The following is a 22,699-nucleotide window of genomic DNA, read 5'->3' as shown; positions in this document are numbered from 1 at the left end:
GGGGACAGAGTCGGATGCCGGCCACGCGGCTGTTCACCAATGCGCGCCTGATGCTGCCTGGGGCGCGGGCGCCCGAACCGGGTGCCATCCTCGTCCGTGACGGGCGCATCGCGGCGGTGGGCGCGGGGCTGCATGCCGAGGCCGAGGCGCATGATTGCTGCGGTAGGCTGGTCACGCCGGGGCTGATCGACTGCCACACGCATCTGGTCTTTGGCGGCGACCGGACGGCGGAATTCGAGATGCGGCTGGAGGGCGCAAGCTATGCCGAGATCGCAAAGGCGGGCGGCGGCATCGCCGCGACCATGCGGGCGTCGCGGGGCCTGGACGTGGACGGGCTGGTCTCTGCCGCCCTGCCCCGGCTGGACGCGCTGCTGGCCGAGGGCGTGACCACGGTCGAGATCAAGTCGGGCTATGGCCTGTCGGTCGAGGCGGAACTGGACATGTTGCGCGCCGCCCGCCGGCTGGCCACGCTGCGCCCGGTGCGGGTCGTCACCACGTGGCTTGCCGCCCACGCCATGCCACCCGATTTCGAGGGGACGAAGGCCGACTACATCCGCGATGTCGCCATCGCTGGCCTCGCGCAGGCGCAGGCCGAGGGGCTGGTCGACGCGGTGGACGGGTTCTGTGAGGGCATCGCCTTTTCCGCCGACGAGTTGGAACCTCTGTTCGTTGAGGCCCGCGCGCTTGGCCTGCCGGTAAAACTCCATGCCGAGCAACTCACCCGCAGCGGCGGGACGCTGCTGGCCGCGCGGCATGGCGCGCTGTCGGTCGATCACCTCGAATACGCGAATGCCGAGGACGTGGCGGCGATGGCGCGCGCGGCATGCGTGGCCGTGATCCTGCCCGGCGCCTTCTACATGCTGCACGAGGCGCAAAAGCCGCCAATCGCCGAATGCCGCACGGCAGGCGTACCCATGGCGGTGGCCACGGACTGCAACCCCGGGTCGTCGCCCATCGCCTCGCTCCTGACGGCGATGAACATGGCCGCCGTCCTCTTCGGGCTGACGGTGGCCGAATGCCTCGACGGTGTGACGGTCAACGCCGCGCGCGCCCTGGGGCTGCAAGACCACGTGGGCCGCATCGTACCGGGCCTGCGTGCCGACCTCGCGATCTGGGATGCCGAGCGTCCGGCCGAGCTGGTGGGGCGGATCGGTCCCAATCCCCTGCATACACGTGTCTTCGACGGAGAGGTGTTCGATGCCTGAGATCCTGCATCCCGGCGCCGTGCCGCTGCGCCTGCTGGCGCGGCTCTACTGCGAGGCAACTCCGGTCAGGCTGGCCGACAGCGCCGCCGAGGGCATCGCCCGCAGCGCCGCCCGGATTGCCGAAGTCGCACGGGGAAGCGACCCGGTCTATGGCGTCAACACTGGCTTCGGAAAACTCGCCTCGATCCGCATCGGCGCGGGCGATGTCGCCACCCTGCAACGCAACCTGATCCTCAGCCATTGCTGCGGGGTGGGAGAGCCGCTGGCGCCCGAAATCGTCCGCCTCGTCATGGTGCTGAAGCTGGTTTCGCTGGGCCGCGGCGCGTCGGGCGTGCGGCCCGAGATCGTGGCGCTGTTGCAGGGGATGCTGGCGGCAGGCGTGTCGCCGGTGATCCCGGCGCAGGGCTCGGTCGGCGCGTCGGGCGATCTGGCGCCGCTGGCCCACATGACCGCCGTGATGATCGGCGAGGGCGAGGCCGTATTGGACGGCCAACGCCTCCCGGGGGCCGAGGCGCTGACCCGTGCCGGTCTGGACCCCGTGCAGCTTTCCGCCAAGGAGGGGCTGGCGCTGATCAACGGCACGCAGGTCTCGACCGCGCTGGCGCTGGCGGGGCTGTTCCGGGCCGAACGCGCGGTGCAGGCGGCGCTGGTGACGGGCGCTCTGTCGACCGATGCGGCGATGGGTTCGACCGCACCCTTCACCCCCGAAATCCACGCCCTGCGCGGCCATCGCGGCCAGGTCGAGGCCGCCGCCGCCCTGCGCGCACTGCTGGAAGGGTCGGAAATCCGCGAAAGCCACCGCGACGGCGACGAGCGCGTGCAGGACCCCTATTGCATCCGCTGCAACCCGCAGGTCACGGGCGCCTGCCTCGACCTGCTGCGGCAGGCCGCGACCACGCTGGAGATCGAGGCCAACGCCGCCACCGACAACCCGCTGGTCCTGTCCGACGGGCAGGTCGTCTCGGGCGGGAATTTCCACGCCGAGCCGGTGGCCTTTGCCGCCGACATGATCGCGCTGGCCGTGGCCGAGACCGGCGCCATCGCGCAGCGCCGCATCGCCATGCTGGTCGACCCCGCGCTGAGCTTTGGCCTGCCCGCCTTCCTGTCGCCGAAACCGGGCCTGAACTCGGGCCTGATGATCGCCGAAGTGACCTCGGCCGCGCTGATGAGCGAGAACAAGCAGATGGCGCACCCGGCCTCGGTGGATTCCACGCCGACCTCGGCCAACCAGGAGGATCACGTCTCGATGGCCTGCCACGGCGCGCGGCGGCTGGGGCCGATGACCGACAACCTCTTCCGCATCCTCGGGATCGAGGCGCTGACCGGCGCACAGGGCATCGCGCTGCGCCGTCCGCTGGCGACCGCGCCCGCTTTGCAGGGCGTCATCGCGCGGCTGCGCGAGACGGTGCCGGAACTGGCCGAGGACCGGTTCCTGTCGCCAGACCTCGAAGAGGCCGCACGGCTGGTTGCAACCGGCAGGCTGACCGCTGGCCTGCCCCTGCCAGAGGTCTGCCGATGACCCCCGTCACCGTCACCCGGGGCGACGGCCCGCTGGTGCTGGGCTTTCCACATGTGGGCACCCATGTGCCGGAGGCCATCCGCGACCGGCTGAACGCCGAGGGGCGTCTGTTGCGCGACACCGACTGGCATGTGGACACGCTCTATGACGGGTTGATCCCGGGGGCGACGACGGTGCGGGCGAATTTCCACCGCTACGTGATCGACGCCAACCGCGACCCCTCGGGGGCCAGTCTCTATCCCGGCCAGACGACCACGGGGCTGGTCCCGCTGATCACCTTCGACAACGTGCCGATCTGGCGCGAGGGGATGGAGCCGGCGCCGGAGGACGTGGCGGAACGGCTTGCTGCCTTTCACGCGCCCTACCATGCCGCGCTGTCGGAGGAACTGGCGCGGGTGAAAGCGCGGCACGGGTTTGCGATCCTCTACGATTGCCACTCGATCCGCTCGGTCGTGCCCTGGCTCTTTCCCGGCACCCTGCCCGATTTCAACATCGGCACGAATGACGGGGCCAGTTGCGCGCCCGCACTGGCGCAGGCGGTGCACCACGTCGCGTCCTGCGCCTCGGCCTATACCAGCGTCCTGAACGGCCGTTTCAAGGGCGGCTGGACGACACGCCACTACGGACGCCCCGCCGACCATGTCCACGCGATACAGATGGAACTGACGCAATCCAGCCATTTGACGACCGAGGCGCCACCCTTTGCCCTCGACCCCGCAAAGGCGCAGCGCCTGCGCCGCTGGCTTCAGGAGATACTCGAGGCGCTGATCGACCTGAGCGAGGAGATGACCCGATGACCGACCCCCGTCACAACATCCGCGACGTGTTCCCGCCGACCGGACCCACGCTGATCGCCAAGTCCTGGCAGACCGAGGCCGCGATGCGGATGCTGATGAACAACCTGCATCCCGACGTGGCCGAGAACCCGCATGAACTGGTGGTCTATGGCGGCATCGGGCGGGCGGCGCGGACCTGGGACGATTTCGACGCCATCGTGGCCTCGCTGAAGGACCTCGAGGGCGACGAGACGCTGGTGGTGCAATCCGGCAAGCCCATTGCCATCATCCGCACGCACCCGGACGCGCCGCGCGTGCTGATCGCCAATTCGAACCTCGTGCCGCACTGGGCGACTTGGGCGCATTTCAACGAGTTGGATCGCAAGGGACTGATGATGTATGGCCAGATGACCGCCGGATCGTGGATCTACATCGGCACGCAAGGCATCGTGCAGGGCACCTACGAGACGTTTGCCGAAGCCGGACGGCAGCATTACGCCGGCTCTCTCAGGGGCCGCTGGATTCTGACCGCCGGTCTGGGCGGAATGGGTGGGGCGCAGCCGCTGGCGGCGGTGATGGCGGGGGCTTGCTGCCTTGCCGTCGAATGCGACGAGACTCGCGCCGATTTCCGCATCCGCACCCGCTATTGCGATGCGAAAACACACTCGCTGGACGAGGCGCTGGCGATGATCGGGCGCTGGACGCAGGCCGGAGAGGCGAAGTCTGTCGCGCTGATCGGCAATGCCGCCGACGTCTTCCCGGAAATCCTGCGCCGGGTGCAGGCCGCCGAGGACATGCCCAACGGCCGACCCGATATCGTGACCGACCAGACCTCGGCGCACGATCCGCTGCATGGCTACCTGCCGCGCGGCTGGACGGTGGCCGACTGGCGCGCGAAACAGGAAACCGACCCGCAAGCGGTCGAAAAGGCCGCCCGCGCCTCGATGAAGGACCACGTGGCGGCGATGGTGGGCTTCTGGAACGCCGGGATTCCGACCCTGGATTACGGCAACAACATCCGGCAGGTGGCGCGCGAGGAAGGGCTGGAGAACGCATTCGCCTTTCCGGGCTTCGTGCCGGCCTATATCCGGCCGCTGTTCTGCAAGGGCATCGGCCCGTTCCGCTGGTGCGCGCTGTCGGGCGACCCGGACGACATCTACGCAACGGATGCCGCGATGAAGGCGCTGTTCCCCGACAACGCTCACCTGCATCGCTGGCTGGACATGGCGCGCGAGCGGATCGCCTTTCAGGGCCTGCCCGCCCGCATCTGCTGGCTGGGCCTGGGCGACCGGCATCGCGCCGGGCTGCGCTTCAACGAGATGGTGGCATCGGGCGAGTTGAAGGCGCCCGTGGTGATCGGGCGCGACCACCTCGATTCCGGCTCTGTCGCCAGCCCCAACCGCGAGACGGAGGCGATGCGCGACGGTTCGGACGCGGTCAGCGACTGGCCGCTGCTGAACGCGCTTGTCAACACCGCGTCGGGCGCGACCTGGGTTTCGCTGCATCACGGCGGCGGGGTCGGCATGGGGTTCTCGCAGCACGCGGGCGTGGTGATCGTGGCCGACGGCACACCCGAGGCCGCGCGGCGGCTGGAGCGGGTGCTGTGGAACGACCCCGCCTCGGGCGTCTGGCGGCATGCGGATGCGGGATACCCCGAAGCGATCGCCTGCGCGCGGGACCACGGGCTGCGGCTGCCGCGCATCCTCGGGAACTGAGGGGCTGAGGATGCCTTTCGAACAGGGCCGCGCCCGAGCCTGGGTGGGCGCCTTGGGACGCTTGTGATCAGCGATTCATTCCGAAAGCCCGCACGACTTGCGAGCGGCAAGGGACATCGCCAATGCGCCCTCCCGGGGGAGGATCGGGCGCGGCCCGGGCTGGGCGCCCGGGCCAAGTTACCCTTGGGTCCCGAACGTCCTCACGGCCCGAACTCGGCCACCAGCTGGTGCGCCTCGCCCGGGTAGAGCAGCCGGGCGTAGGTGACCCAGCGGGCGTTGACCTCGGTCTTGCGCAGGATTTCAAGGCAGGCGTTGCCCGAGGGCAGGCCCAGCGCGCGGGCGTCGCTGCCAGTCACGGTGACCGCGCGGATCTGGTGGCGCGCCGTCGTCCAGGGCATGTGGCCCAGCAACCAGGCGCCGGGCGGATGGGCGGCGAAATCGGCGGTCTCGGCATCCGGCACCACGTCGAGGTCGATGGCCCGCGTTTCCAGGCAGAAAGGCGCGTCATCGGCGAAATGCACGCCCCGCAGGATCAGCGCGGGCTCGTCCACCCGTGGCCGCTGAACACCCAGAAGCCGCAGGTCGGCCTGCGTCATCTGCCGCAATTCGCGGGCCAGCAGCGACCAGCGATGCGCCCGCCCCTGCGCGCCGACCTCGTCGGCGATGTTGGTGATCTCCAGCACCGCCGATTGCGCGCGGGGCTGGGCGACGAAGGTGCCGCTGCGCTTGCGCCGTACGAGGAACCCCTCTTGCGCCAGCTGGGTCAGCACCTTGTTCATCGTCATGCGCGAGACGCCGAAATCCTGGGCCAGGTCGGTTTCGCGCGGCAACTGGAAGCCCGGAACCCAGGTGCCGTCGACGATCCGGCCCCGCAGATCCTCGATGATCCGGGCGTGCAGCGTCTCTGCCCCCTTCGCCTGCGCCATGCCTGTCCTCCGTCCCCTGTCGGGTCAGGAAACGCGCGCCGGCGCGATATGTCCAGACATGTCAGGCGATCAGACCAGCCCGTGGAACCCGATCGGATAGGAGATGGCGATGCTGTCCTCGGGGAAATCGTCGAAGGATTTCGTCCAGGTCGATCCCGGCCAGTGCAGCTCGACCGTCTGGCGGCGCGGCCGGTAGGCGGCGGTATAAAGCGTGCCGAACCCGTGCTGGAAGGCCAGCGAGTAAAGCGGCGGCTTCAGGAAGGAGCGCACGAATTTCTCCTGCGTTTCGGGATGCAGGGTCAGCCGTTGCAGCAGGAAGCGCTCGCGTTCCACCGTGGCGGTGAAGCGCGCGTGGCTCTTCCATTCCACCCGCTCCTGGTGGTTGGTGGCCACCGCCGCATGGGTGATCAGCGGCGGGCGGTCGGGTGCCAGGTAGGCGGTCAGGAAGTCGCGATGCTTGTCCAGCACGGTGACATTGTAGCTCATGTGGCAGGGCACGCGTTTCAGAACCTCGCGCGCCTCGGCCACGGTGGTGCAGGTTTGCAGGACATAGCGCAGGATCAGCGGCACGCCAAAGCCCTCGCCCGTCTCGCGCCGCCCGCCAAAGGTCAGCGACACGACGAGACCTGCGTCGTTCATCCCGTCCACCAGCCCGAACAGCCCGTCCGAGGTGCCGATCACCTGCCGCCCCTGCCACGCCGTCCTGAGCAGAATCGCGTCCACCGCCTTGGGGTCGTAATCGTAGTTGCGCACCAGCAGCGGTTCGTTGCCCGACCAGACCGCCTGGCTGCACCCGGTCAGGTAGCGCGGCGGGCAGTAGTAGCTGAGGAACCGCGCCTCCATGTCGCCACCGCCCGCCAACTCGCAAAGCTGGTCGTAGATCGGCACCAGTTCCGGCATGTGGTGATCCAGCGCGTTGCGGCATTCGAGATAGGTCGGCCGGTTCGACAACCCCTCGCGCGACCACCATTTCACGTAGGCATCGCGATAAGCGGCAAAGAGCCCGGCCCACTTGGGGCCGGGCGCATCCTCGGACACGGCTCGGAAGGTCAGCCGCATCGGCGCTACATGATCTTGAACGCGGGGTCCTCGAAGGCTTGCGCCGATGGCAGCGGCCGGGCGGAGTAGGCCGACTTGATCCCGTGGATCCATTTCTTGGACTTCTCCGTCAGCTGGAAGCTCTTGGTCATCGACCGGCCCCGCGTGACGAGGATACCCAGATCGGCCCCTTCATAGCGATAGTCGCCGGCATTGGAAATCCGCAGGAAGAACGCCTCGTCCTCGGTCTCGACCGCGCGACGGTGATAGTCGAAGCGGTCAAACACCACACGCCCGTCCGGCATCATCTTGTAGATGCCCGATTGCGGCGCGTGGGTGATGATGTCGACGCTGTCCTCGGTGTGCTTGATGACCATCTGGCTCCACGAGTCGATCATGTCCGGGTCGGACCAGCGCGAGTTCAACTCGTCCACGTCCAGCTTGAACGCCTTCTTCGAGAATTCCAGCAGGTGGAACAGGAACAGCGGCGCGTCCGCATGGGCAAAGGCCGCGTGGTTGGTCATCGACGAGGCGCCGGTGATGCGCGGGTTCAGCTCGCCCAGCCAGATGTCGTCGTTCTTCTTGTCGATCAGGAAATCGAGCTCGAAATAACCGCGATAGCCCTCCTTGCGCAGCTGTTCGCCGAACTTGAAGGTCAGGTCGCGGGCCTTCTGGCGCTGCTTGGGCGAGAAGGCGGTCGAGAAGATCTCGTTGCCGCACCAGCCACCGCGATAGGGCGTCAGTTCCTTGAAGCCCACCAGTTCCGTCATCAGCGGGCCGACGATGGTGCCCTCGGACGTGGCACAAGCCTCGATGGCGGAACCACGGCAGTCGATCCGCTTCATGATCTTGATCTCGCCCTGGCCGACGATCTCGTGCTCGTGCTTGCGGAAATCCGCCTCCGAGTTGATGAAGAAGGTGGTGTGGCCGCTGTCGCCGAAGGCCGATTGCAGCACCAGGTCGGTGCCGATCCCGGCCTTTGTAGCGACCTTGGACAGTTGATCCCAGCCCGTCACCTCGGAGAGCGTGTTGGGCACCGACGGCACGCCCGCCTTGTTGCCGACGCGGACCGTCTCGATCTTGTTGTCCATCGCGGTGCGCAGCTTGGCCTTGGGGAACCAGACTTCGCCGCCCAGTTCCTTGGCCAGGCGCTCGGTCTTTTCGTCGAACATCAGGAAGACGAATTTCGGCTTGCCGCCGCGGCGCTTGACGTAGTCAACCACCTCCTTGTGCTGGAGCAGGTAGTTGTTGATGTCCTCGATCGACTGGAACTCGTCATGCGGCAGTTCAGACGGGCACAGCACGTTGGGATGACGGCCGTCGAAACAGTCCATGTAGCAGATATACTTGAAGTTCTTCACCCATTCGTCGAGGCCCAGCAGGTTGAAGTTGGTGGCCGAGACGAAATAGATCGGATCCTGGTTGGTATGGAAATACCGCCGGATCTCGGAAATGTTCTGCAAGACTTTCTTCGGCATGATTCATCCCTCTCCGTTGTTTTTCTTCAGCAGCGCGTCGAGCGCCTCTTGGGTGAAGACACGCAGGCCCAGGTCCGGGCGGAAGCCGTGGATCTCGCTCACGTCGAGCGCCTGCATGAAGTGCATGATTTCCTTGCTGATCACCTGCCCCGGCACCAGGATCGGAAAGCCTGGCGGATAGGGGATGATGAAGCTGGACGAGACCAGTTCCTCGCCCCCCTCCAGCCGTTTCATCAGCGCGGCGTCGATCGGCAGGTAATCGCAATTGTCCTCGTCATAGGCGAGGAAGAAGGCCGAGCGGATATCCCCTTCGGGCGTCTCTGAATCGGTCCGGAAGGCCGCGTGGAAGCGGCTGAAATCGGGCAGCGGCGGAACATGTTCCACCAGCCCCGAGACGCGGTTCTCGAACGACCGCTTTTCCATCCGCGAGGCGTCGTCCAGCAACTCGTCCAGGTCGTTGGCGATCTCGACCAGCACCTCGATCAGGTAGGCGACAGACGAGCGCGTCGTGCCGATGTTCGTCATGAACAGCACGGTGTTGCGCGAGGTCTTGTTGATCTGGATCCCGTATTTGTCCATCAGGATCTTGGTCTTGAACGTATCGCCGTCCCAGCCCGTGCCGCCCACCGCCAGCGTGATGCGGGTGGGGTCCAGAACGAATTCGTCCTGGTTCCAGACCGACCACTTGTCGACCCAGCCGTGATCCTGGTCGAAATAACTTTCGATGCCGCTTTCGCGGTACTCCTCGGGGATCATGTCGCCCGGTGTCAGCACGCGGAAATACTTGCTGAGCAGCGGATGGGTCATGATCGCCCGGCGGATCGACATGGCGCTTTCGACCTGGCGCTGGACGAACTCGAACCCCTCCAGTTCCACCTGCCTGCGGCCCACGTCCAGCGAGGCGATGATCTGGTAATTGGGGCTGGTCGAGGTATGGGTCATGTAGGCTTCGTGGAAGGCCTGTTCGACCTCGCCCTTGAAGTCCTGGTCGTTGACATGGATCATCGACCCCTGCCGCAGCGATGTCAGCGTCTTGTGCGTCGACTGGGTGGCATAGACCCGCACCCGCGCGTCGGGCGGCGGCACGAGGCGGGTGTTCAGCCACGTCTCGTCGTCGGCGCCTTCCAGTTCCTTCTGCTGGGCCTCCCAGGCCTTGGCAGCCTCGGGGGTGCGCAGCGTCTCGCGCAGGGTGTTGGCGACGCCCATCGCGGTGCGCTGGCGGTAGGTCGGGCTGAAGCGCGCAAAGGCGAACCAGGCCTCGTCCCAGAGAAAGATCAGGTCCTTCTTGATGGCGAGGCATTCCTCCATGACGCGCTGGACGTTGTAGACCAGCCCGTCGAAGGTGCAGTTGGTCAGCAGGACCATGCGCACGCGGTCCAGCTTGCCGGCGGCCTTCAGCTTCAGCAGCTGGTGTTTGACCTCGTGGATCGGCACGGCGCCATACATGGAATACTGATGCAGCGGATAGCTGTCCATGTAGACCACGTTCGCCCCCGCAAGCACCATGCCGTAATGGTGTGACTTGTGGCAGTCGCGGTCGACCAGCACGATGTCGCCCGGGCGCACCACCGACTGCACCACGATCTTGTTGCAGGTCGAGGTGCCGTTGGTGGCGAAGAACGTGTGTTTCGAGCCGAAGGCCCGCGCCGCCATGTCCTGCGCTTCCTTGATCGGGCCGCGCGGCTCCAGCAGGCTGTCGAGCCCGCCGCTGGTGGCCGAGGTCTCCGCGAGGAAGATGTTGGGGCCATAGAAAGCGCCCATGTCCTGGATCCAATGGCTGCGGCTGATCGACTTGCCGCGGCTGATCGGCATGGCGTGGAAAACGCCGGTAGGCTGGCGCGAATACTCTTTCAGCGCGGTGAAGAACGGCGTCTTGTAGCGCCGGTTCACGCCCCGCAGGATGTTCAGGTGCAGCTCCAGGAAGTCTTCCTGGTTGTAGAACACCCGGCGGCAACGGCCCAGGTCGAGGCCCGCGATGTCCTCGGCCGAGCGGTCGGTGACGAGGTAGGCATCCAGTTCCGGGCGGATCTTTGCGATCAGGCGGCAGGCCTCGGGGCCGTATGCATGCGGCTCGAGCGCCTCCATCTCCTCGTCGTCGGCCACCCGGCTGAGATACTGGTTCAGGATCGGCAGGTCGTTCTTCGACTTCAGCGTCAGGCCGGGGCGCACCACCACGGCCTGCACGTTGTGATTGAACAGGATCCCGATCAGCGCATCCTCGAGCGAGGGAACGACCACCGCCTCGTAGATGAACGGATCTTCAGCGCGGCGCATCCGTTGCAGGTTCTGCTTCAGGAAACGTTCCTGGTGCTCGTTCACTTCGTCGACGATCAGCACCTCGAAATAGGGTCGGCCAAGGGCGCGGGCCTCGGGCGACAGGGCCGCCTCTTCCTCGAACTCGTCGCCATCGCCGTCATCGGCGCCCAGCGGGATCGTGCGGCGCCTGTAGGCGCCCGAGGTCAGCGCACGCGCGACCCGGCGCACCGACGAGGACAGGTCCTCGATATTGCCGTTGTGCAGCATCCGCCGCAGGTGGTCGAAGGCATGCGCGCCCGGAAAGGCCCAGTAGCGCTCGATCGGCTCGAGCGCCTCGAACAGCGCCTCGGCGGTGGCGCGCAGCTTCTTGCCCTGCCGCCCGTCGCCGCCATGCCGGTGCAGCCCCTCGGCCGCCTCGCGCAGCGCGCTCCAGCGGTCGGCGCGCAACTGCGTGGCGCTGTAGTAGTCCCGGATGGAAGGCAGCTTGCCCTCGGCCTTTTGCACGTTCATGTCTTGCCTCCCTGTCAGACCGGTTCAGTCCCGGCCCACTGTCGTCAGTCGGCGCCCGTCTTGCCGTGGAACACCGAAAAATTCTGGATCGGCGTGTCGGGCCGTTCCACGTGACCCAGCGCGCTGCGCGGGTCAGATGCGGCGATGCCGCGGACCGACCCCTTGCGCGGCATTTCCAGCGGACCCAGCGTGTGCAGATAGCTGTCCGCGCCGCTGGTGCGGTCGTAGACGCTGAACTCGACGTCGCGGTCGCGGAAGCTTTTCAGCACCTGGCCCAGGCCCTTCATGCCGGTCTCGCGCTGGCGGCGGACCATGTCCATGTCGACCTCGATGGGGAACATGTCCTCCTGGCCGGCCGACTGGTGCAGGACTGTCGCGGCCGGGTCGACCACGATGGATCGCCCGACCCCGCCCGCCGCCAGCCCGTTCACGGCAAAGACGTAGCACTGGAACTGCGCCGCGGTGGCCCGCGCGATGGCCAGTTCGGCATCGCGGTCGGTGGTGCCGGTCAGCACCGGGTTCAGCAGCACCTCGACGCCCTGGCTGGTCAGCTGGCGCGTGGTTTCGGGGAACCAGATGTCGTAGCAGATCGACAGGCCGAAGCGGCCCACATCGGGCACGTCGAAGATGCAGAACTCGGTTCCCGCGCTGATCCCGGCCTCGTAGGGCCGGAACGGGAACATCTTGGAATAGCGCGCCACGATCTCGCCCTCGGGGTTGATCACCACCGAGGTATTGAGGATGCGCCCGTCCTCGGTCTTCTCGAACATCGAGCCGGGGATCAGCCAGATCCCGTAGCGGCGCGCGTCCTCCTGGAACTGGTAGAGCGCGTCGTTGGGAAACGGTTGGGCGAACTTGTCGAGCGGGCCATAGGGCGCCAGCTCGGAGAACAGAACCATCTGCGTCCACGGAAAGCGCGCCATCAGCACGTCGATCCGGTGGCGCATCGCCTCTACGTTGGAATGCAGCGCGGCGACGTGCATCTGCACGCCAGCGATCGCGAAGGGGGTCATAAACTCGTCATCTCCGGTAGCAGGACACGGCAGCCAGCCGCCCCCCGCGGGTCATTGCAAGGTTGGTCGGGCGTGGCGCGCGGTTCAGCGCACCACCAGGACGGGCCTGTCGGCATGGCGCACGACCCGATCCGCGTTGGAACCCACGAGGAAGGACATGAACTCGTCCGGCGGGTGCGAGGCCATCACGATCACGTCGGCATTCACCGCGCGGCCCGCATGCAGGATGTGCTCGGCCACGTGGCCGTGCTCCACATGGGCCTGGGCCTGCACCCCCGCAGGCACTTCCTTCGCGACAAAGGCGTCAAGATCGGCCTTCATCTGTTGCAGCGCGTGCTGCTCGAACCCGGCGGGCAGGTAGGAGGCGACCGCCGCCGCGCCGAGATCGTGGACGATCCCCAACACATGCAGCGTTCCCGCCGGGCCGCAGAGGCGCGCAGCCATAGGCAGTGCCTTTTCCCAGGATGCGGGGTGGTTCAGGTCGATCGGCAAGAGGACATTGTCGAACATCTTACGCTCCTTCACGCCGTGGCTTGCTTGGGCTGCGGCTGGCCGCGGCGGCGCTGCATCAGCACCACCCCCGCCAGCAGCAGCAGGGCCGGGATATACATCAGGTACTTGGTTGGTTGCGGTGCGGGCGACAGGACCTGAACGATCTCCTGGTCCCAGTCGAGGCCGGCCTCTTGTGCCGGGCTGCCGAAAGTGACGTTCTCGATCATGATCGTGCCGGCATTGTCGACATACTCGACCCCCGTGGCCAGAAGCCGGTCGGCCCCCGTCGCTCCCTCGGGCACGGTCAGCGGCGCGGTGAAGGTCACCGGATCGCCGACCGCGTTCAGCCCGTTCACCGTCAGCCGGATCGAAGAGCCGGGCGTGGCATCGGCCATCGCCTGTTCGATCTGCGCCGGCGGCACCTCGACGAAGGGCGGCGCGACCATGTCCATCCAGAAGCCGGGACGGAACAGGGTGAAGGCCACCAGCAGCAGCGCCACCGTCTCGTGGATGCGGTTGCGCGTCAGGAACCAGCCTTGCGTCGCCGCCGCGAACAGCAACATCGCGATGGTCGCCGTTATGAAGACGAATATCCCGTGTATCCAGTCCACGTTGATCAGCAGCAGATCGGTGTTGAAGATGAACAGGAAGGGCAGTGCGGCGGTGCGCAGGCTGTAGAAGAAGGCCACCACCCCGGTGCGGATCGGATCGCCCCCCGACACGGCGGCAGCGGCAAAGCTTGCCAGGCCCACCGGCGGTGTCACGTCGGCCATGATGCCGAAGTAGAAGACGAACAGGTGCACCGCAATCAGCGGCACGATCAGCCCGTTCTGCTGGCCCAGCGTCACGATGACCGGTGCCAGCAGCGCCGAGACGACGATGTAGTTGGCCGTCGTCGGCAAGCCCATCCCGAGGATCAGAGACAGCACCGCCGTCAGCAGCAGGATCGCCATGATGTTGCCGCCCGACAGCACCTCGACCACGTCCGCCAGGGCCGAGCCGACGCCCGTCTGGCTGACCGCGCCCACGATGATGCCGGCGGTCGCCGTGGCGATGCCGATACCGATCATGTTGCGCGCCCCGGCCTCGAGCCCTTCGAGAAGGTCACGGAATCCCTGGGCGACGGCGCCCGGGACGTTGCCCTCATTCCGGAAGATCGCCTCGATCGGACGCTGGGTGATCAGGATGAACACCATGAAGGCCGCCGCCCAGAAGGCCGACAGGCCGGGCGACAGGCGATCCACCATCAGCGCCCAGACCAGCACGACAACCGGCAGCAGGAAATGCAGGCCCGAGCGGATCGTCGGCCCCGGCAGCGGCAGTTTCGTCACCGGCGCGTTGGGATCTTCGAGCTTGAGCCGCTCCTCGCGGCAGGCGACGCGAAGCAGGCCGACATAGACCGCGACCAGCAGAACAAAGACCACGTAACCGGCCGAGGCGCCGAATGCGGGACGGATCCAGCCCATGCCGTAATAAACGGCAAAGGACAGCGCGCAGATCACCGCGATGGTGAAGGCGAGCGAGATCAACCAGGCGACCAGCGGCTTGGGCGCGACGGCGCGCGGCAGACCCTGCATGTTCGCCTTCATCGCCTCGAGATGGACGATATAGACCAGCGCGATGTAGCTGATGACGGCCGGAACGAAGGCGTGCTTGACCACGTCGAAATAGGGGATGCCCACGTATTCGACCATCAGGAAGGCCGCGGCGCCCATCACGGGCGGCATGATCTGGCCGTTGACGGAGGATGCCACCTCGACCGCGCCCGCCTTTTCACTGGAAAAGCCCACGCGCTTCATCAGCGGGATGGTGAAAGTGCCGGTGGTGACGACGTTGGCGATGCTTGATCCCGAGATCAGGCCCGTCATGGCCGACGAGACCACGGCAGCCTTGGCCGGTCCGCCGCGCATGTGGCCCATCAGCGAAAACGCCACCTGAATGAAGTAGTTGCCGGCGCCCGCCTTGTCGAGCAGCGAGCCGAACAGCACGAAGAGGAACACGAAGGAGGTCGAGACGCCCAGCGCGATGCCGAAGACGCCCTCGGTCGTGATCCACTGGTGGTTGACGACCTCGGACAGCGAGTTGCCCTTGTGTGCGATGATCCCCGGCATCATTGGGCCAAGGAACGTGTAGGCGAGAAAGACGGTCGATACGATCATCAGCGCCGGGCCAAGCGCGCGGCGCGTGGCCTCGAGCAGGATCAGGATGCCGATCACGGCGACCACGAAATCCTGCATTATCGGCGCGCCGACGCGCGTCGCGATCGCATCGTAGAAAAAGTAGAGATACAGCGAGGTCGCCGCGCCGACGATGGCCATCGCCCATTCCCACGGCGGCACGCGGTCCTTGGGAGAGCCGAGAAAGATCGCGGCCATGACGATGATGCCGACGATGGGAATCCACCAGACTGCGGTGCCCTCCTTGGCGCCGACCATGAACAGCACGATCAGCAACGCCGGCACCCCCAGCCCCAGCCCCAGTTGCACGGGTGTGCGCTGGGCGGGATAGGCGAGGAAGGCGAGGAACAGGGCAAAGGCGAGGTGGAAGGACCGCGCCTCGGTGTCGTTGAAAACACCAAAATTGATCATGAAGGGGATCGGGCTGGCGATCCAGAGCTGGAACAGCGACCAGATGATCGCGACGATCATGATGAACTTCGCGATGGCCGGGCTGGGCACGCGCCCGCCGGTATCCGCGGCTGCCACCATTTCGTCGATCTCGGCCTGGCTCAGCCCCCCGTTGCCGTTTGCCGCGGCAGTCTGCGTCTTGTCGCTCATGGCGTCCCCCTGTTAGCTGGCGGCCCTGTTCTTGTTCGCATCGGGCCTTGAGCCGCGGCCCCGGGCGAACCGGGACCGCGGCAAGTCTCAGGTGGCGGGGATCACTGGATCCAGCCGCGCTCGCGGTAGTACTTCTCGGCGCCCGGGTGCAGCGGTGCGCTGAGACCGGCCGAGATCATGTCGGCTTCCTGCAGCGTGGCGAAAGCCGGGTGCAGGCCCTTGAAGCGGTCGAAATTGTCGAACACTGCCTTCACCACCGTATAGACCACGTCCTCGGGCACGTCGGCCGAGGTCACGAAGGTCGCCTTGACGCCGAAAGTCTCGGTATCCGCGTCATTGCCGGCATAGAGCCCGCCGGGAATGATCGCCTTGGCGTAATACGGGTTGTCGGCCACCAGCTTGTCGATCGCTTCGCCGGTCACGCTGACCAGCCGGGCATCGACGGTCGAGGTCGCTTCCTGGATGGAGCCGTTCGGATGGCCCACAGTGTAGATGATCGCATCCACCTTGTTGTCGCCCAGAGCGGCGGACTGTTCGGCGGGCTTCAGCTCGGAGGCCAGGGCGAAGTCATCCGACGTCTTGCCCATCGCCTCCAGCACCACGTCCATCGTGGCGCGCTGGCCAGAGCCCGGGTTACCCACGTTCACCCGCTTGCCGAACAGGTCGTCGAAGGTGGTCACACCGGAATCGGCGCGCGCCACGACGGTGAAGGGCTCGCCATGCACGGAAAAGACCGCGCGCAGGTTGTCGAACTTGTCGCCCTCGAACTGCGAGCTGCCGTTGTAGGCGTGATACTGCCAGTCGGACTGGGCCACGCCCATGTCCATGTCGCCCGCCTTGATCGCGTTGATGTTGGCGATCGACCCGCCCGTGGAGGGGGCGGTGCATTTCAGGTTGTGCTCGGCGGTGCCGCGGTTGACGAGACGGCAGATCGATTGGCCGACCACGTAGTAGACGCCCGTCTGGCCACCCGTGCCAATGGTGATGAACCGCTCTTGTGCGGCGGTCATCGTGGCGGAAACCGACAGTGCGGCAGCCAGGGCCGCCTTCGTGAAATTATGCATGTTTTCTCCCTTTCCTGCGCTTGGTTCTTGTTTCTTCGGCAAAGCGCTGTCCGAAGGCGTTAACGCTGACAGGGTAACAAGGTTCCCCAATCACGCAACACAAATACATGATTACGACATCGCATGCGCCGTTTGCGACGCGATCCCTGATCCGCGCGGGCCTGGCCCGCATCAGAAGCTTGGCGGGGTGCAGGCACTCACGATCACGCAGACCGCCCCCCCGATGTTGCGGAACCTGTGCGGCAAACGGCTGTCGAACAGGTATCCGTCGCCCGGGTTCAGAACCCGGATCTGGTCGGCCACCGTCACCTCGATGATCCCCGAGATGACGATCCCGCATTCCTCGCCCTCGTGCTCCAGCATGTCGGGGCCGGTATCGGCGCCCGGCGGGTAGGTCTCGTGCAGCATCTGCAACGCGTGGCGCGAAGCATCGCCCACCTGGCGCAGCGAGACACGCGCCGCGCCCGAGCCAAGGCCGATCTCCTGCGGCGACAGCTCTGTGAATTCCCCCGCGCTGTAGAAGTAGCGCGGGGCGCCGGATACCTCGACCTCCGAGAAGAACTCGGACATCGTCATCGGGATCGCATCGAGCAGGCTTTTCAGCGACGCGACCGACGGACTCGACTTGTTCTGCTCGATCAGCGAGATCGCCGCCCCGGTCAGGCCGGCGCGTCCCGCCAGATCCCTTTGGGACATGCCTCGTGACTCTCTGATCGCCCGCAAACGTCCGCCGATATCCATCCTGATTCTCTTGTCAACTTGTAAAGAAAACTTGGCAGGCAAAGGGTGCATAGGTCAAGCCGCTTTATCAATTATTGTTTTTGCTCAATAATTCGGCGACATGACGCCATAATTGACAAGTAAACTCGTCACGCGATAAACATATTTGACGCCCTTGCCGACAGGAGAGCCCGGCCATGACCACCAAGACAGCCAAGCCCCGCAGCCGTTCCAGCAAGAAGACGACGGCCGCCGCGGCCAAGCGCCCCGCCGTCGTCTCAACGACTGCCGCGCAGACCAACGCCGCGCTCCTGGCCCGCCGCCAGGCCGCCGTGCCGCGCGGGGTCGCCTCGGCCGCGCCGGTCTTTGCCAGCCACGCCGAGAACGCCGAACTGTGGGATGTCGAGGGCAACCGCTACATCGACTTCGCAGGCGGTATCGCCGTGCTGAACACCGGCCACCGTCACCCTGGCGTGATCGCCGCCGCCAAGGCGCAGGAAGACCGCTACACGCACACCTCGTTCCAGGTGGTGCCGTATGAGCCCTATGTCGCGCTGGCCGAAAAGCTGAACGCGCTCGCGCCGGGCGATTTCGCCAAGAAGACGCTGCTGGTCACGACCGGAGCGGAAGCCGTTGAAAACGCGGTGAAGATCGCCCGCGCCTATACCAAGCGCCCGGGCGTCATCGCCTTCACCGCCGGATACCACGGCCGTACGCTGCTGACGCTGGGCATGACCGGCAAGGTCAACCCCTACAAGAAGGATGTGGGCCCCTTCCCCTCCGACATCTTCCGCGCGCCCTTCCCCGATGCCCGCGCCGGGATCACCGTCGAGGATTCGATCCGCGCGCTGGAAACCCTGTTCCTGACCGACGCCCAGCCCGACCGCGTGGCCGCGATCATCCTCGAGCCGGTGCTTGGCGAAGGCGGCTATCACCCCGTCCCGACCGAGATGTGGCAGGCGCTGCGCGCGATCTGCGACAAGCACGGCATCCTGCTGATCTCGGACGAGATCCAGGCCGGGTTCGCCCGCACCGGCGCATGGTTCGCCATCCAGCATTCCGGCGTCGTGCCCGATCTCATCACCTGCGCCAAGTCGATGGCCGGCGGCTATCCCATCGCCGGCGTGATCGGCCGCGCCGACGTGATGGACGCGCTCGATCCGGGCGGCCTGGGCGGCACCTATGGCGGCAACCCGGTGGCCTGCGCCGCGGCGCTCGCGGCCATCGATGCCATCGAAACCGAGGGGCTTCTGGCCCGCTCGACCGCTCTGGGCGAGTCGATGCGCGCCCGCTTTGCCGACATGGGCGCCCGCGTGGCCCCCTACCGGATGTGGGACATCCGCGGCCTGGGCGCGATGCTCGCGGTCGAGTTCGTGACCGATTTCGACAGCGCCACGCCCGACGGTGCCCTCACCAAGTCGGTGATCGCCCACGCGCTCAAGCGCGGGTTGATCCTGCTGTCCTGCGGGATGCATGGCAACGCGGTGCGCATCATGGTGCCGCTGACCGCCTCGGACGCGATCATCGAGGAAGGCCTGGCCATCTTCGAAGCGGCCCTGTCCGACGCCATCGCAGCCGAGCTGCGCCACGCCGCCGAGTGACGTGATCCCAAGGCGGTGCGGGCCATTTCCGCGCCGCCTGTTGGACCGGCACCGGTTTCCCCCTTAGACTGGGTCCGTCCTGCCACGAAACGGATAGGAGGCCGTCCCATGTCGCATGTCTTTCCCCGCCACACCCGCCAGCAGCCCCCCGTCGCCGTCGCAGGTGACGGCTGTTACCTGGTCGACGCGTCGGGCAAGCGGTACCTGGACGCCTCGGGCGGCGCTGCGGTGTCCTGTCTGGGACATTCCGATTCCACCGTGATCGACGCGATCAAGACGCAGGTCGAACACCTGGCCTTTGCGCATACCGGCTTCTTCACCTCGGAACCGGCTGAAAAGCTGGCCGACCTGCTGATCGCCAACGCGCCCGGCCGGCTCGACCGGGTTTACCTGGTGTCGGGCGGGTCCGAGGCGACCGAGGCGGCGATCAAGCTGGCGCGGCAATACTGGGTCGAAAAGGGTGAACCGCAACGCGCGAAACTCATCGCCCGCAAGCAGAGCTATCACGGCAACACCATCGGCGCGCTGTCCGCGGGCGGCAACGAATGGCGCCGCGCGCAGTTCGGGCCGCTGCTGCTGGACATGAGCCACATCGACCCCTGCTATGAATACCGCTTGAGGCGCGACAACGAGAGCCTCGAGGATTACGGGTTGCGCGCCGCGCAGGCGCTGGAGGACGAGATCCTGCGCCTTGGCCCCGAGACGGTCATGGCCTTCATGGCGGAACCCGTGGTCGGCGCCACGGCGGGCGCGCTGGCCCCCGCACCGGGCTATTTCAAGCGCATCCGCGAGATCTGCGACCAATACGGCGTGCTGCTGATCCTCGACGAGGTCATGTGCGGCATGGGTCGCACCGGCAGCCTGTTCGCCTGCGAGCAGGATGGCATCGCGCCGGATATCGCCTGCATCGCCAAGGGTTTGGGCGCTGGATACCAGCCCATCGGCGCGATGCTCTGCACCGATGAGATCTATACCGCGATCGAGCAGGGATCAGGCTTCTTCCAGCATGGGCATACCTATATCGGCCACCCCACGGCGGCGGCCTGCGGGCTGGCGGTGGTGGGCTCGATCCTGGACCGCAACCTGGTGGCACGGGTGCGCGACCAGGGCGACAAGCTGATGGACCGGCTCGAGGATCGTTTCGGCCAGCACCCGCATGTGGGCGACCTGCGCGGGCGCGGGCTGTTCCGGGGAATCGAACTGGTGGCCGACCGCGCCACCAAGGAGCCCTTCGATCCGTCGCTGGGGGTCGCGGGAAAAATCAAGAAAGCAAGCTTTGAGCAAGGACTCATCTGTTATCCCATGTCGGGCACCATCGACGGGCGGCGCGGCGACCACATCCTGCTGGCCCCGCCCTTCATCATCGAGGACGATCAATTGGACGAACTCACCGACAAGCTGTCCCGCGCCATCGCTGCGGTGATCTGACCATGCTGCAACTCAACCGCTTCTCGGTCTTCGTCTTTTCCGTGGCCCTGACCATCGTCTCGCTGGCGCTGGCGCTGTTCAACCCGTGGTTCCTGATCGGCGTCGCGGTGTTCGGATTTCTGGCGGCGATCGGCGTATACGACGTCACCCAGACCCACCATTCGATCCTGCGCAACTACCCGGTGCTCGGGCACATGCGCTTTCTGTTCGAGGGGATCCGCCCCGAGATCCGGCAATACCTGATCGAAAGCGACGCCGACGAGGAGCCGTTCTCGCGTGAGCAGCGCAGCCTGGTCTACCAGCGCGCCAAGGGCGTCGAGGACAAGCGCCCCTTTGGCACGCGCCGCCGGGTCTATGACGCGGGATATGAATGGCTGACCCATTCCGCCCAGCCGACGAAGATCGACAGTTTCGACTTTCGCGTGCCCATCGGCGGTCCGGACTGCAAACAGCCCTACGACATCTCGCTGTTCAACATCTCGGCGATGAGTTTCGGCGCGCTCTCGGGCAACGCCATCCTCGCCCTGAACAAGGGCGCCAAGGCCGGCGGCTTTGCCCATGACACGGGCGAGGGCGGCATCAGCCGTTATCACCGCGAGGGCGGCGGCGACCTGATCTGGGAAATCGGATCGGGTTATTTCGGCTGCCGCACGGCTGACGGGCGGTTCGACCCGGTGCGCTTTGCCGAACAGGCCGCCGACCCGCAGGTCAAGATGATCGAACTGAAGATGAGCCAGGGCGCCAAGCCCGGCCATGGCGGCATGCTGCCCGGCGCCAAGATCACGCCCGAGATTTCCGAGGCGCGCGGCGTTCCGATGGGACAGGACTGCATCTCGCCCGCCTCGCACCCGGAATTCTCGACCCCGATCGAGATGATGGAATTCATCGGCCGCCTGCGTGACCTGTCCGGCGGCAAGCCGGTGGGCTTCAAGCTGTGCATCGGGCACCGGCGGGAATTCATGTGCATGGTCAAGGCGATGCTGGAAACCGGCATCGTCCCCGACTTCATCGTCATCGACGGGAAAGAGGGCGGCACTGGCGCCGCCCCCGTCGAATTCGCCGACCACATGGGCATGCCGCTGGTCGAGGGGCTGACCTTTGCCCACAACACGCTGCGTGGCGCAGGGTTGCGCGACCGGGTCAAGATCGGCGCCTCGGGCAAGCTGGTGTCGTCCTTTGCGATCCTCAAGGCCATCGCGCTGGGCGCGGATTGGGCCAATTCGGCGCGCGGCTTCATGTTCGCGGTGGGCTGCATCCAGGCACAGGCCTGCCACACGAACCATTGCCCGGTGGGCGTGGCGACGCAGGACCCGCGCCGCGCCCGCGCCCTCGTGGTGCCGGACAAGGCCCAGCGCGTGGCCAGTTTCCACAAGAACACGATGCATGCCGTGGGCGAACTGACCTCTGCCGCGGGTCTGCTGCACCCGGGCGAATTCCTGCCCTTCCACCTGCTTCTGCGCGAGGGTGAGCGGACGATGGTCACCGGCGACGAGATCTATCCCTATATGCCCGAGGGCTTTCTGCTGACCGACGGCGAGGACGACGAGAAAGGCTACCGCAAGCGGTGGCGCCGCTCGGCGGCGGACAGTTTCCAGCCCTTCGACACCGAAACGCGGCGCGGCGCATGAGCGGGCCGGCGGATTTCCCACCGCTCTCCGACGCGGCATGGCCCGAGGCGGTCGCCGACATGCGCGCGGGCTTTGCCGGGCGGCTCAACGTCTACCGCGTCATGGCGCACCACCCCGACCTACTGCGCGCCTGGAGACCGCTGCGCGAACACGTGGTGAACCGGACTGCGCTTGGCCCGCAACTGTCCGAGGTGGCGATCCTGCGCACCGGGCACCGGCTGGGCTCGTCCTATGAGTGGAACCAGCATATCGAGCGGGCCCGCGCGCGCGGGCTGAGCGATGCGCGGATCGCATCCTGCGCTGGGCCGCTCGACGCGATGGACACGACCGATGCGCTGGTCGCCCGCGCCGTGGACGAGCTTTTCGACGCACACGCGCTGACGCCCGCGACGATCTCGGCGCTGGTGGAGGGGTTGGGAAAGGCGGCGATGTTCGACCTGATCGCCACCGTGGGCTTCTACTCGGTGCTGGGCTACACGCTCAATTCCTTCGGCACCCCGCTGGACGAGGATGTGGCGCAGGCGCTGCGCGACCGGCCCTTCGCCCCCTAGCC

General features: G+C 66.5%; 17 protein-coding genes. 8 read left to right on the top strand and 9 right to left on the bottom strand.

Annotation, left to right across the window (positions count from 1 at the left end):
* The first annotated feature begins 50 nt into the window (after window positions 1-50).
* The 4 genes from hutI to hutU are packed head-to-tail and all read left to right on the top strand — an operon-like array spanning window position 51 to window position 5,215.
* Window positions 51-1,205 carry an imidazolonepropionase gene (gene hutI, locus KB874_RS07910; RefSeq protein WP_428849239.1) on the top strand — a complete coding sequence of 385 codons (1,155 nt, stop codon included), beginning with the start codon at window positions 51-53 and terminating at the stop codon, window positions 1,203-1,205.
* Complete coding sequence (gene hutH / locus KB874_RS07905) at window positions 1,198-2,724, top strand: histidine ammonia-lyase (protein ID WP_212536030.1); 1,527 nt, start codon at window positions 1,198-1,200, stop codon at window positions 2,722-2,724. Before hutI ends, hutH begins: the two co-directional genes overlap by 8 nt.
* Window positions 2,721-3,521: an N-formylglutamate deformylase gene (gene hutG / locus KB874_RS07900; RefSeq protein WP_212536029.1), complete on the top strand. Its 801-nt coding sequence runs from the start codon at window positions 2,721-2,723 to the stop codon at window positions 3,519-3,521. The genes hutH and hutG overlap by 4 nt, the downstream gene beginning before the upstream one ends.
* Entirely contained in the window at window positions 3,518-5,215 is a 1,698-nt protein-coding gene (hutU, locus tag KB874_RS07895) for a urocanate hydratase (RefSeq protein ID WP_212536028.1), read from the top strand. The genes hutG and hutU overlap by 4 nt, the downstream gene beginning before the upstream one ends.
* Before the next feature lie 200 nt (window positions 5,216-5,415).
* Here hutU and hutC read toward each other — a convergent pair whose 3' ends face one another.
* From hutC to KB874_RS07850, 9 genes are all read right to left on the bottom strand, one after another.
* Entirely contained in the window at window positions 5,416-6,141 is a 726-nt protein-coding gene (gene hutC, locus KB874_RS07890) for a histidine utilization transcriptional repressor HutC (protein ID WP_212536027.1), read from the bottom strand.
* Between the two features lie 69 nt (window positions 6,142-6,210).
* Window positions 6,211-7,200, bottom strand: coding sequence for a C45 family autoproteolytic acyltransferase/hydrolase (locus KB874_RS07885; protein ID WP_212536026.1), 990 nt, complete (start codon window positions 7,198-7,200; stop codon window positions 6,211-6,213).
* 5 nt (window positions 7,201-7,205) lie between these two features.
* Window positions 7,206-8,657: a biotin carboxylase gene (locus KB874_RS07880; protein WP_212536025.1), complete on the bottom strand. Its 1,452-nt coding sequence runs from the start codon at window positions 8,655-8,657 to the stop codon at window positions 7,206-7,208.
* Between the two features lie 3 nt (window positions 8,658-8,660).
* A complete protein-coding gene (locus tag KB874_RS07875) occupies window positions 8,661-11,423 on the bottom strand; it encodes an aminotransferase class I/II-fold pyridoxal phosphate-dependent enzyme (protein ID WP_212536024.1) in 2,763 nt (920 codons plus the stop codon).
* Window positions 11,424-11,467: 44 nt separating this feature from the next.
* The gene (locus tag KB874_RS07870; RefSeq protein WP_212536023.1) at window positions 11,468-12,436 is read right to left on the bottom strand and encodes a carbon-nitrogen hydrolase family protein; all 969 of its coding nucleotides are present in this window, start codon (window positions 12,434-12,436) and stop codon (window positions 11,468-11,470) included.
* Between the two features lie 84 nt (window positions 12,437-12,520).
* Window positions 12,521-12,946: a universal stress protein gene (locus KB874_RS07865; protein ID WP_212536022.1), complete on the bottom strand. Its 426-nt coding sequence runs from the start codon at window positions 12,944-12,946 to the stop codon at window positions 12,521-12,523.
* Between the two features lie 11 nt (window positions 12,947-12,957).
* Window positions 12,958-15,705: a TRAP transporter permease gene (locus tag KB874_RS07860; RefSeq protein WP_212536021.1), complete on the bottom strand. Its 2,748-nt coding sequence runs from the start codon at window positions 15,703-15,705 to the stop codon at window positions 12,958-12,960.
* 101 nt (window positions 15,706-15,806) lie between these two features.
* Window positions 15,807-16,769 (bottom strand): TAXI family TRAP transporter solute-binding subunit, encoded by a 963-nt coding sequence (locus tag KB874_RS07855; RefSeq protein WP_212536020.1) that lies wholly within the window; start codon window positions 16,767-16,769, stop codon window positions 15,807-15,809.
* A 171-nt stretch (window positions 16,770-16,940) separates the two neighbouring features.
* The gene (locus KB874_RS07850) at window positions 16,941-17,510 is read right to left on the bottom strand and encodes a cupin domain-containing protein (RefSeq protein ID WP_212536019.1); all 570 of its coding nucleotides are present in this window, start codon (window positions 17,508-17,510) and stop codon (window positions 16,941-16,943) included.
* Between the two features lie 176 nt (window positions 17,511-17,686).
* On the opposite strand from KB874_RS07850, the gene gabT reads away from it, so the two are divergent.
* The 4 genes from gabT to KB874_RS07830 all read left to right on the top strand — a co-directional run bounded on the left by gabT (window position 17,687) and on the right by KB874_RS07830 (window position 22,697).
* On the top strand, window positions 17,687-19,090 hold the full coding sequence (gabT, locus tag KB874_RS07845) for a 4-aminobutyrate--2-oxoglutarate transaminase (protein WP_212536018.1): 1,404 nt from the start codon (window positions 17,687-17,689) through the stop codon (window positions 19,088-19,090).
* Between the two features lie 108 nt (window positions 19,091-19,198).
* Window positions 19,199-20,518 (top strand): aspartate aminotransferase family protein, encoded by a 1,320-nt coding sequence (locus KB874_RS07840; RefSeq protein WP_212536017.1) that lies wholly within the window; start codon window positions 19,199-19,201, stop codon window positions 20,516-20,518.
* A gap of 2 nt (window positions 20,519-20,520) precedes the next feature.
* Window positions 20,521-22,146 (top strand): FMN-binding glutamate synthase family protein, encoded by a 1,626-nt coding sequence (locus KB874_RS07835; RefSeq protein WP_212536016.1) that lies wholly within the window; start codon window positions 20,521-20,523, stop codon window positions 22,144-22,146.
* Window positions 22,143-22,697, top strand: a complete 555-nt coding sequence (locus KB874_RS07830; RefSeq protein ID WP_212536015.1) for a carboxymuconolactone decarboxylase family protein — start codon at window positions 22,143-22,145, stop codon at window positions 22,695-22,697. The genes KB874_RS07835 and KB874_RS07830 overlap by 4 nt, the downstream gene beginning before the upstream one ends.
* Window positions 22,698-22,699 lie beyond the last annotated feature (2 nt).

The sequence above is a fragment of the Thetidibacter halocola genome (assembly GCF_018224955.1).
Lineage (GTDB): Bacteria > Pseudomonadota > Alphaproteobacteria > Rhodobacterales > Rhodobacteraceae > Thetidibacter > Thetidibacter halocola.
Note: the sequence above shows the minus strand (reverse complement) of the source record. Positions and strands in the feature narration are given on the sequence as shown.

What these genes read in the sequence shown, in the direction of transcription:
- hutI (WP_428849239.1), top strand. Translation starts at nt 51, where the DNA reads ATGCTGCCTGGGGCGCGGGCGCCCGAACCGGGTGCCATCCTCGTCCGT.
- hutH (WP_212536030.1), top strand. Translation starts at nt 1,198, where the DNA reads ATGCCTGAGATCCTGCATCCCGGCGCCGTGCCGCTGCGCCTGCTGGCG.
- hutG (WP_212536029.1), top strand. Translation starts at nt 2,721, where the DNA reads ATGACCCCCGTCACCGTCACCCGGGGCGACGGCCCGCTGGTGCTGGGC.
- hutU (WP_212536028.1), top strand. Translation starts at nt 3,518, where the DNA reads ATGACCGACCCCCGTCACAACATCCGCGACGTGTTCCCGCCGACCGGA.
- hutC (WP_212536027.1), bottom strand. Translation starts at nt 6,141, where the DNA reads ATGGCGCAGGCGAAGGGGGCAGAGACGCTGCACGCCCGGATCATCGAG.
- KB874_RS07885 (WP_212536026.1), bottom strand. Translation starts at nt 7,200, where the DNA reads ATGCGGCTGACCTTCCGAGCCGTGTCCGAGGATGCGCCCGGCCCCAAG.
- KB874_RS07880 (WP_212536025.1), bottom strand. Translation starts at nt 8,657, where the DNA reads ATGCCGAAGAAAGTCTTGCAGAACATTTCCGAGATCCGGCGGTATTTC.
- KB874_RS07875 (WP_212536024.1), bottom strand. Translation starts at nt 11,423, where the DNA reads ATGAACGTGCAAAAGGCCGAGGGCAAGCTGCCTTCCATCCGGGACTAC.
- KB874_RS07870 (WP_212536023.1), bottom strand. Translation starts at nt 12,436, where the DNA reads ATGACCCCCTTCGCGATCGCTGGCGTGCAGATGCACGTCGCCGCGCTG.
- KB874_RS07865 (WP_212536022.1), bottom strand. Translation starts at nt 12,946, where the DNA reads ATGTTCGACAATGTCCTCTTGCCGATCGACCTGAACCACCCCGCATCC.
- KB874_RS07860 (WP_212536021.1), bottom strand. Translation starts at nt 15,705, where the DNA reads ATGAGCGACAAGACGCAGACTGCCGCGGCAAACGGCAACGGGGGGCTG.
- KB874_RS07855 (WP_212536020.1), bottom strand. Translation starts at nt 16,769, where the DNA reads ATGCATAATTTCACGAAGGCGGCCCTGGCTGCCGCACTGTCGGTTTCC.
- KB874_RS07850 (WP_212536019.1), bottom strand. Translation starts at nt 17,510, where the DNA reads ATGGATATCGGCGGACGTTTGCGGGCGATCAGAGAGTCACGAGGCATG.
- gabT (WP_212536018.1), top strand. Translation starts at nt 17,687, where the DNA reads ATGACCACCAAGACAGCCAAGCCCCGCAGCCGTTCCAGCAAGAAGACG.
- KB874_RS07840 (WP_212536017.1), top strand. Translation starts at nt 19,199, where the DNA reads ATGTCGCATGTCTTTCCCCGCCACACCCGCCAGCAGCCCCCCGTCGCC.
- KB874_RS07835 (WP_212536016.1), top strand. Translation starts at nt 20,521, where the DNA reads ATGCTGCAACTCAACCGCTTCTCGGTCTTCGTCTTTTCCGTGGCCCTG.
- KB874_RS07830 (WP_212536015.1), top strand. Translation starts at nt 22,143, where the DNA reads ATGAGCGGGCCGGCGGATTTCCCACCGCTCTCCGACGCGGCATGGCCC.